Source organism: Allochromatium palmeri (assembly GCF_009720725.1).
Lineage (GTDB): Bacteria > Pseudomonadota > Gammaproteobacteria > Chromatiales > Chromatiaceae > Thermochromatium > Thermochromatium palmeri.
Genome location: NZ_WNKT01000009.1, coordinates 106,619 through 113,957, shown reverse-complemented (window position 1 = coordinate 113,957; position 7,339 = coordinate 106,619). Strand labels below are relative to the sequence as shown.

Sequence of the window (7,339 nt, the reverse complement as noted above, 5' to 3'; positions counted from 1 at the left end):
GCGCCAACCGAGGCTCACCGCGACGGCTTGATCGGATGCATACCACGAAAAGTTTCAAGAAGGCCTACTGGGCACTGGGAAGGAGCGTGTTTTTGTCCAAAGTCCAACTTATTGGCGCCCGCGCGATAGAGCGGTTGCGGATTGGTCGCGGCACAGGCGGCCGCCAGAAGCATCTCGCGCGCGCTCTCGAACAGACCGACACCCGCCGCCAAGTTCACCGAGCCGTCATCGGCATTGGAACGCGCACGCACCCGCACCACGTCGCGATCGGCTCCGAGCAGATCGCGATAGAGGGCGAGTTCATCCCGGTCGCCGGTCGCGGCCAGAATCCCGATCAGTTCCGCCACCACGCGCGGATAGTCCGCCAGGTGGTCGGTACGCGGAATCACCAGCTCGGGCCGGTTGGCTTGGGCGTAGACATCGGAATGCTGCCCATAGGTCTCGACATGCTGCCAGCCCTCGCCCCGCGCATAAGCCACCAGGGCCGCCGGCGTGATCGCGCGCAGTGCTTGCGGATCGACAATCTGAGCTTTCATCGGAGGCTCCCCGTTCTGGAGTGATCCATCAGGGCGCGCAGCGCCGCCACATCGAACCGCTGATGCTCGGGGAGCGACACGGTGACGGATTCCCGGTTATCGCGCTCCGGTGCGTTGGCGAGCGACACCCAATAGGCGCAGCGGCGCAGCACCAATTCTGCGTCAGTGATCGTCAGCCACTCGGTTTCGTCCTGGGGCAGTGCGAGCACTACCAGCACGCGCGGCGTCTGGGTTGGCTCGCGCAGCAAATCATCAGTCTTGCGCGAGAAACCCCGTCCTTCAGGGCGGGGAGGGATAGCGCACCGCGCGCAGCGCGGTTAGGCCGCCCGTCTCGCTGCCTCCATTTCTGGTTTAAGTTGGAATGAATAACCATAGCCGTCGGCGCGTTGAAGGAGGCGGCAATGGCGGTAGGAAATCCCCTGAACGGTTCCGGCCTGAGCCTGGATGTTGAACGATCCCGTTTGGCGCACCGCCACGCGCCCGACATGCACGCCAGCCTTTTTTCCTTTGGGCACCTCGGCGCGCACCCAATCGCCGGTCTGGAAGCCGTGGACGCGCTTTTGGCGCATGAGATAGCCGCGCGGAAAGCCGTTGTTGAACGTGCGCGTGCGGCTGTAGACCCCGCGTCCGGTGGCGCGGATGCTCAGGACCGGGCGGTTCCAGTCGCGCACCTGATCGACGGCGCCGACACAGGCGGCATCGAGGGCATGGGTTTTGGGGAGGTTCAAGCGGGTGCGATTGAACTTTGTGCGCCCGCCCGAGCCGGTCTCGACCGGTAGGCCCGTGGTCTTGAGCGCGTTCAACAGCGCCCAGCGCGTGGCATTGACGGCGGCGGCATCCTTGAGCGGCGCTTTAGCCTGAGCCTGGATCTTGTGCAGGAGCGCCGGTTGGCGTTGCAAAAAGTCCTCAATGGGTCGGTGGCCCTTGCGCTGATTGCAGTCTCGGCAGGCGAGCGTCAGGTTCGAGACCCGATCCGAGCCGCCGTTGGAGCGCGGCACGATGTGCTCGATCTCCAGCGGCACGTTCGTTGCGCCGCAATAGGCACAGGTCCGGTGCCACTTCTCCAACAGGTATTCACGGACCTCGTAACCGGCCAGCTCGCCGCGCTGGTATTCGACCCCGCTGATCTCCGGGTTCTGGAGCGCCTGGGTATCGAAGCGCACCAACTCCTGACTGAGAGCGGTGATCGGGGCAAGCCGCCGTAGCCGCTGCACCCAGTTGAGGGTGGTGTCGAGCCGATGCTGTAACGATGGAGGTAACCAGCCCGCGCGGCGGGTGCGATTCAAAAAGCGCGGGGCCCGGTAGCGGGTCTTCCGCGCGCGGCGCGCCCGACGGTAGTGACGCCGTGTCTCCAGCGCCTCCCGGATCGCCTGACCGCGATGCGCCAGTTCCCCGAACCACAGCCCATGCTCCAGTCGCTCGACCACGCCCGTGTCCGGATCACAGATCTCGGATTCGCGAACGAGGGCCAGCCCCGTGACGCGACTGCCCGGATCGAGCTTCAGGCGCAGCGGTTGAACCGCCCCGCCGATTCGATCCTTCAACCGAATGGTGAAGGGCGCCAGACGCACCACCACGGCACGCCCGCGCTCCAGTAACAGCCGCGCGCGTTTCTCCGTGCACGGCATCAGCGGACGTTTCTGTTTGTCGAGCACGAATACAGCCATCGGTCTGTTCCAAAACCTCTGCCCTTACGGGCCTGGTGACGGGGCTTTACAGCCCGCTCCCCTCGGGAATGTCTGCAACCGGCTCCCGCCTCGCGGCGGCGGCCCGAACCTTCGACGCTTTACCTTTCGCCTGCATGATCCGGGTCTTCGAGAGTCCGAGGCTGAGGAAGCACCTCGGAGTCGGTCTGTGCGACCTGTTGCAAACGCAGCGGGTTTTCACCGCTTTCCCTGGTCAACCCAGCTCTTTCAAGCTCCGGCCTTCAGGCCGGGGTAGTTGACAGTTGCGACGCTTGAGCGGATAGCTGTAGTGGCCGTTCTGAACCGCGCCCAGATTGATCGTCGCCTTGAGCTGGATGCCCAGCGACGGGCGCATCTGCCCGCCGGCCTTGATCTCGCAGTCGATCCCGTCGCGGTCGAAGTCCAGGCTCGCCACCACATAGCCGGCCCCGGCGGCGACGGCTTGCAGGTAGGCACGCGATAGCGCCTCTTCGCGGTCGGTTGAGGTGAGTAGATGGTCTTGGGTCATGCGTCGCGCCCCGAGGTTACAGCACGGCCTCGGCGATCCGTTCGGCCTCGTGCAGACGGATCTCGCCGGACATCAGCTTGGGGAGCAGCAGATCGCGGGTTTGGGCGAGGGTGCGGGATTCATCAGCATTGCACCTGATCTTCTGACGTAGGGGTTCGATGATCGCATTAAAGGCGAACCTGATGCTTTCTTGCGACCAAGAAACCGGCAATCGATAAACATTGCCTCGATTCAAACCAGGTACGGCAGCATCGGTATTCATTCCCTCAAGACCAAGAGTCTGCAAGAGATAGAAACAGAACGTCAGAGGGGCTTTGGGTTTGACATGGAAAACCGTATCGATTGGGAAAAAAGGCCCATCTTCCCAGTAAAGACTTCCAACAGTTCCTTTTCGCCCAACGATGATCGATGGCCCATCAACCAAAGATTTGTTGTGATATCCGGTGATTCCGCCAGAACCATAAACAGGTATGCAGCCATCCACTCTATCCGTCGATTTGAGGGCTTTTCCATAGGCCAGCTCAAGTATGTCTTCGACTTGCTTATACTCCCACCCCACCGGCTTATCCTCATCATCGAGGGCATCGGGAAAGAGTTCCCAGAGGTGCGGGGCGAGATAGGGCGCGCGGCCCTCGGCCTTTGCGCGCGTGGGGCCGAAGTCCACGAACCAGTCCTTGAACAGCGCCCGCGCCATCGCCTCCAGGGTTGCGTTCGTCTGGCGGTTCAGCTCGATTTTGTCGTCGAGTGCGCCCAATAACGATGCTATCCCCTCTTGCTCTGAGAGTGGCGGACAAAGAAACGGAAATGAAGGAAAATCGGTAAGGAGTATTCGGTCAACTGTCGCGCCTTGCACAGTATGCGCGCGAATAAATTCTTGAAAAAATGGAGAAAGAAAGTAATACAGGAAAAAGCGAGGAAGAATTTTATTTTTGTCTGCTCTGACGAGTCCCATTCTACGACCAAGGCAACATTTCATTCCTTCAGGAATAATTGCGACCTGGCCTAATCTAGTTTCATAAGAAAATACGATATCTCCAGCTTGCGGGCGAACTCGACGGGTCCACTTGACGAAATCCTCTGGCGTGACGTGCCTCGTTTCTCCCAAGTTAATCCGCCCATCCTGTAGCGCCCCAATCCCTAGAAAGATTGGGCCTTCATCAATAGTTTTCGGCGTCGCATGAGGTCCATCGAATACTTGGCCTAATTCGCCGATAGTGACTTGAGGCCAACTAACCATGTGTCACTCCCGCCAACTTCTCCCGAATCACCGCACCCAGCTCCTTACAATCACGCATACGTCAACCGCCGCCCTTTTGGCTCGGGCACCGGATCGCCAAACTCAATGGCGGTATCAATCCACAGTTGCCCAGCTTCCATGAGATTAGCCAACGCCGATTGATAAGTGTCGCCATGCGCCATGCAGCCGGGCAGCTCGGGAATCTCACCGACAAACGCTTGGTCGGCTTCGCTCCAGAAAATGATGGTTTCATACTTGAACATCAGCAAATCTCCGTCAAACGATAGCGCAGCAAAATAGCGCGCACTTGCCCCACCTGATAGGGCTTTGCCTGACCGTTATCTTCTTGCAGGTTGATCTTTTCCTCAACGCCGGCTTTGCGAAAAATTCGATGGCTGCCGCGTTGGCGCTGCTCAAAGCCCAGCCGTTCCAACAAATTGCAAAGCTCGTCGAAACCAATGTTCGTGTCTGAGCGACCGTAGAGAATTTTATCCAATAACTTTTCGTGTTTACCCACGACCAACCTCTTAAAGCACCACGCCGTCCAACTTCTCCCGAATCACCGCCCCCAACTTCTCCCCTTCGGCCAACTGCGTCTCAAGCGTCGTCCGCAGCGCCGCGAACCGCTCCTGAAGACACCCGACACCGTCTCGCATGCCGGTGCATTGCTCAGTTCGCATGCGTCACCACCACGGCACACTCTCCGAGCGCATCCGCCAAACGATGGTCATTGGTCCAAAAGGACTGGCAGACATGATACTGAGCCGTCGCCGCGTGCAAGGCGTCCGGCGTTTTCAGGTTGTACCGCACGCGCAACGACAGGGCGAGATCAAAAACGTCGTCCGGCATCGACAGTTGGTGCAAGGCATCCATGAATTTTCGATAACGCTGCAATAGCGAAACATCGGCCGCCCGCAGCGGTTTCACCAAAACTTCCAGCCGGACCAAGGGAGAAATCAGCAACTCGGCATCTTTCAGAGTCGCTAGACGCGCCTCGATGACAGGCGCGAAGATCGGATGGCGCTCGACAAGATAGATCAGGATGCAGCTATCGAGATAGATGCGCGTCATCGGTCATTCCAGGCTTCGCGGTTGGCCTGAATCGTCTCTTCGAGCGCCGCCGGATCGCCGGCTGGCGCGTGCTGAAACCATGGCGAGCGCAGCAGCGTCAGGACGGATGAACTGTTATCCGTTCCAAGAGGTTCCCCGGCGTGGTGTTCCGTGGTTGCGATGACCGCCTCAAGCCGCTTCCGCGAGGCTGGCGTCGGTTGCAGCAGGGTCAACAACGCACGGCCGGATGGCAGATGCTCAAAGGGTTCGACCGGATGCACGCGGCCGCTCGCGTCAATCTCGACTTCAATGGTTTGCAACATGCTCAGATCCTCTCAATTCCTCTCATCAACTCGATGACACAGACGTGGGGATGACACGCGCCAACTTTTCCCGAATCACCGCCCCCAGCTTCTCGCCCTCGGCCAACTGCGTCTCCAGTGTCTCCCGCAACGCCGCGAACCGCTCCACAAACGGCACCTCGTCTTCTTCCACCGCCGCCGCCCCGACATAGCGCCCCGGTGTAAGGACGTGGTTATGGGTGCGGATCTCCTCCAGCGTCGCCGACTTGCAAAAGCCGGGCACGTCGGCATACTCGCCCGCGTCCGCCTCCCCGCGCCAAGCATGGTAGGTGTCGGCAATGCGCGCGATGTCCGCATCGGAGAGTTCCTTACGGGTGCGGTCGACCATGTGCCCGAGCTGCCGGGCGTCGATGAACAGGATCTGACCGCGCCGGTCGCGCAACCCGCCGTTGGCCTTGTTCTTGGCCAGAAACCAGAGACAGGCCGGAATCTGGGTCGAATAGAACAACTGCCCCGGCAGGGCGATCATGCAATCGACCACATCGGCCTCGACCATCGCCCGGCGGATCTCGCCCTCGCCGGACTGGCTCGATGACATGGACCCATTGGCCAGCACCACGCCCGCCGTCCCATTGGGGCTGAGATGGTGGAGGATGTGTTGCAGCCACGCGAAGTTGGCATTGCCGACCGGCGGGGCGCCATAGACCCAGCGCGCATCCTCGCGCAGCTTGTCGCCGCCCCAGTCGGAGATGTTGAAGGGCGGATTGGCCAGAATGAAATCGGCGCGCAGGTCCGGCAGCTCATCCTTGCGGAAACTGCCCTCAGCGTTCCAGCGGATGTCGGCCTCGATGCCGCGCACCGCCAGATTCATCTTGGCGAGCCGCCAGGTGGTGTAGTTGGACTCCTGCCCGTAGATCGCCAGCTCGCCGACCCGTCCGCCGTGGGTCTCCAGAAAGCGTTCGGCCTGCACGAACATGCCGCCCGAGCCGCAGCAGGGGTCATAGACGCGGCCCTGAATCTTGCGCGCGGGGTTCGGGAACGGCTCCAGCATCTCGACCAGCACCCGCACCACCGAGCGCGGGGTGTAGAACTCGCCGCCGCGCTTGCCCTCAGACCCGGCGAACTGGCCAAGGAAGTATTCGTAGACCCGCCCCAGCACATCGCGCGCGCGGTCCTGGGCCTCGCCGAGCGCAATGCCGGAGATCAGGTCGATCAACTCGCCCAACATCACCGCATCGAGCGCCGGGCGCGCGTACTCCTTGGGCAGCACACCCTTGAGGCTGGCGTTGACCTGCTCGATGGCCAGCATCGCCTCATCGATGCGCTTGCCGATGCCCGGCTGCTTGGCGGTGTCCTGAAGATAGGACCAACGCGCTTCCTTCGGCACCCAAAAGACGTTCTCGGCGGCGTATTCGTCCGGGTCTTCCGCGCCCTCGGGATACTCGGCCAGCAACTGCGCGTGCTTGGCCTCGAAGCTGTCGGAGATGTGCTTGAGGAAGATCAGGCCCAGCGCGACGTGTTTATAGTCCGACGGCTCCATGTTGCCGCGCAGCTTGTCGGCGGCTTTGAACAGATCGGCTTCGATACCGAGGTCGCCGCCGTTGCGGGCAGTCTTGGCGGTGGCACGCTTGGCCATGTGCGCAGTCTCCTTGAGATCGAGACGAGTCAGTCAGCGCCGGAGGGCACCGTGGAAGGCGTGGCGGGAATGCCGGCAAATGCGTGGGGATGACGAGTCCTGTAGTCGAGGATCATCACATCGAGCATGTTCGACAGACTGCGCCGCTCGCGCTCGGCCGCTTGGCGCAACGCGGCCTTGGTCTCGGGACAGAGGCGGATGGTCAGGGTCTCGGTCTTGAGGGCTGGCATCGACGGTCTCGCGTTTCGGTTTCGCTTGTCGTGCAAAGATGCTACAACAATAGGGCTATCCACGGGTAGTGCTTTCAGATCGCCGCGCGGTGTACAGCCTGCCAACCATTGTCGCTCTTCTCGATACCCGGTGTATCAATGCCCCCGACAGCCGG

The 7,339-nt window shown here is 61.2% G+C and carries 11 protein-coding genes; all 11 read right to left on the bottom strand.

What is annotated here, in order from left to right:
- Positions 1–14: 14 nt before the first annotated feature.
- Positions 15–536 (bottom strand): hypothetical protein, encoded by a 522-nt coding sequence (locus tag GJ668_RS06655; RefSeq protein ID WP_155449363.1) that lies wholly within the window; start codon positions 534–536, stop codon positions 15–17.
- Positions 533–784, bottom strand: coding sequence for a DUF4365 domain-containing protein (locus GJ668_RS06650; RefSeq protein WP_155449362.1), 252 nt, complete (start codon positions 782–784; stop codon positions 533–535). The genes GJ668_RS06655 and GJ668_RS06650 overlap by 4 nt, the downstream gene beginning before the upstream one ends.
- Positions 785–853: 69 nt before the next feature.
- Positions 854–2,203 carry an RNA-guided endonuclease IscB gene (gene iscB, locus GJ668_RS06645; RefSeq protein ID WP_155449361.1) on the bottom strand — a complete coding sequence of 450 codons (1,350 nt, stop codon included), beginning with the start codon at positions 2,201–2,203 and terminating at the stop codon, positions 854–856.
- A 232-nt stretch (positions 2,204–2,435) separates the two neighbouring features.
- Positions 2,436–2,729, bottom strand: coding sequence for a DUF4365 domain-containing protein (locus GJ668_RS06640; RefSeq protein WP_155449360.1), 294 nt, complete (start codon positions 2,727–2,729; stop codon positions 2,436–2,438).
- 16 nt (positions 2,730–2,745) lie between these two features.
- Positions 2,746–3,966 (bottom strand): restriction endonuclease subunit S, encoded by a 1,221-nt coding sequence (locus GJ668_RS06635; RefSeq protein WP_155449359.1) that lies wholly within the window; start codon positions 3,964–3,966, stop codon positions 2,746–2,748.
- A gap of 50 nt (positions 3,967–4,016) precedes the next feature.
- Positions 4,017–4,229, bottom strand: a complete 213-nt coding sequence (locus tag GJ668_RS06630) for a type II toxin-antitoxin system HicB family antitoxin (protein WP_155449358.1) — start codon at positions 4,227–4,229, stop codon at positions 4,017–4,019.
- A complete protein-coding gene (locus tag GJ668_RS06625; RefSeq protein WP_186342930.1) occupies positions 4,229–4,483 on the bottom strand; it encodes a type II toxin-antitoxin system HicA family toxin in 255 nt (84 codons plus the stop codon). The genes GJ668_RS06630 and GJ668_RS06625 overlap by 1 nt, the downstream gene beginning before the upstream one ends.
- A gap of 152 nt (positions 4,484–4,635) precedes the next feature.
- Positions 4,636–5,037: a type II toxin-antitoxin system VapC family toxin gene (locus GJ668_RS06620; protein WP_155449356.1), complete on the bottom strand. Its 402-nt coding sequence runs from the start codon at positions 5,035–5,037 to the stop codon at positions 4,636–4,638.
- Positions 5,034–5,339, bottom strand: coding sequence for a hypothetical protein (locus GJ668_RS06615; protein ID WP_155449355.1), 306 nt, complete (start codon positions 5,337–5,339; stop codon positions 5,034–5,036). Before GJ668_RS06615 ends, GJ668_RS06620 begins: the two co-directional genes overlap by 4 nt.
- A 25-nt stretch (positions 5,340–5,364) precedes the next feature.
- Positions 5,365–6,954 (bottom strand): class I SAM-dependent DNA methyltransferase, encoded by a 1,590-nt coding sequence (locus GJ668_RS06610; RefSeq protein ID WP_155449354.1) that lies wholly within the window; start codon positions 6,952–6,954, stop codon positions 5,365–5,367.
- A gap of 29 nt (positions 6,955–6,983) precedes the next feature.
- Complete coding sequence (locus GJ668_RS06605) at positions 6,984–7,184, bottom strand: type II toxin-antitoxin system TacA family antitoxin (protein ID WP_155449353.1); 201 nt, start codon at positions 7,182–7,184, stop codon at positions 6,984–6,986.
- Positions 7,185–7,339 lie beyond the last annotated feature (155 nt).

What these genes read in the sequence shown, in the direction of transcription:
- GJ668_RS06655 (WP_155449363.1), bottom strand. Translation starts at nt 536, where the DNA reads ATGAAAGCTCAGATTGTCGATCCGCAAGCACTGCGCGCGATCACGCCG.
- iscB (WP_155449361.1), bottom strand. Translation starts at nt 2,203, where the DNA reads ATGGCTGTATTCGTGCTCGACAAACAGAAACGTCCGCTGATGCCGTGC.
- GJ668_RS06640 (WP_155449360.1), bottom strand. Translation starts at nt 2,729, where the DNA reads ATGACCCAAGACCATCTACTCACCTCAACCGACCGCGAAGAGGCGCTA.
- GJ668_RS06635 (WP_155449359.1), bottom strand. Translation starts at nt 3,966, where the DNA reads ATGGTTAGTTGGCCTCAAGTCACTATCGGCGAATTAGGCCAAGTATTC.
- GJ668_RS06630 (WP_155449358.1), bottom strand. Translation starts at nt 4,229, where the DNA reads ATGTTCAAGTATGAAACCATCATTTTCTGGAGCGAAGCCGACCAAGCG.
- GJ668_RS06620 (WP_155449356.1), bottom strand. Translation starts at nt 5,037, where the DNA reads ATGACGCGCATCTATCTCGATAGCTGCATCCTGATCTATCTTGTCGAG.
- GJ668_RS06615 (WP_155449355.1), bottom strand. Translation starts at nt 5,339, where the DNA reads ATGTTGCAAACCATTGAAGTCGAGATTGACGCGAGCGGCCGCGTGCAT.
- GJ668_RS06610 (WP_155449354.1), bottom strand. Translation starts at nt 6,954, where the DNA reads ATGGCCAAGCGTGCCACCGCCAAGACTGCCCGCAACGGCGGCGACCTC.
- GJ668_RS06605 (WP_155449353.1), bottom strand. Translation starts at nt 7,184, where the DNA reads ATGCCAGCCCTCAAGACCGAGACCCTGACCATCCGCCTCTGTCCCGAG.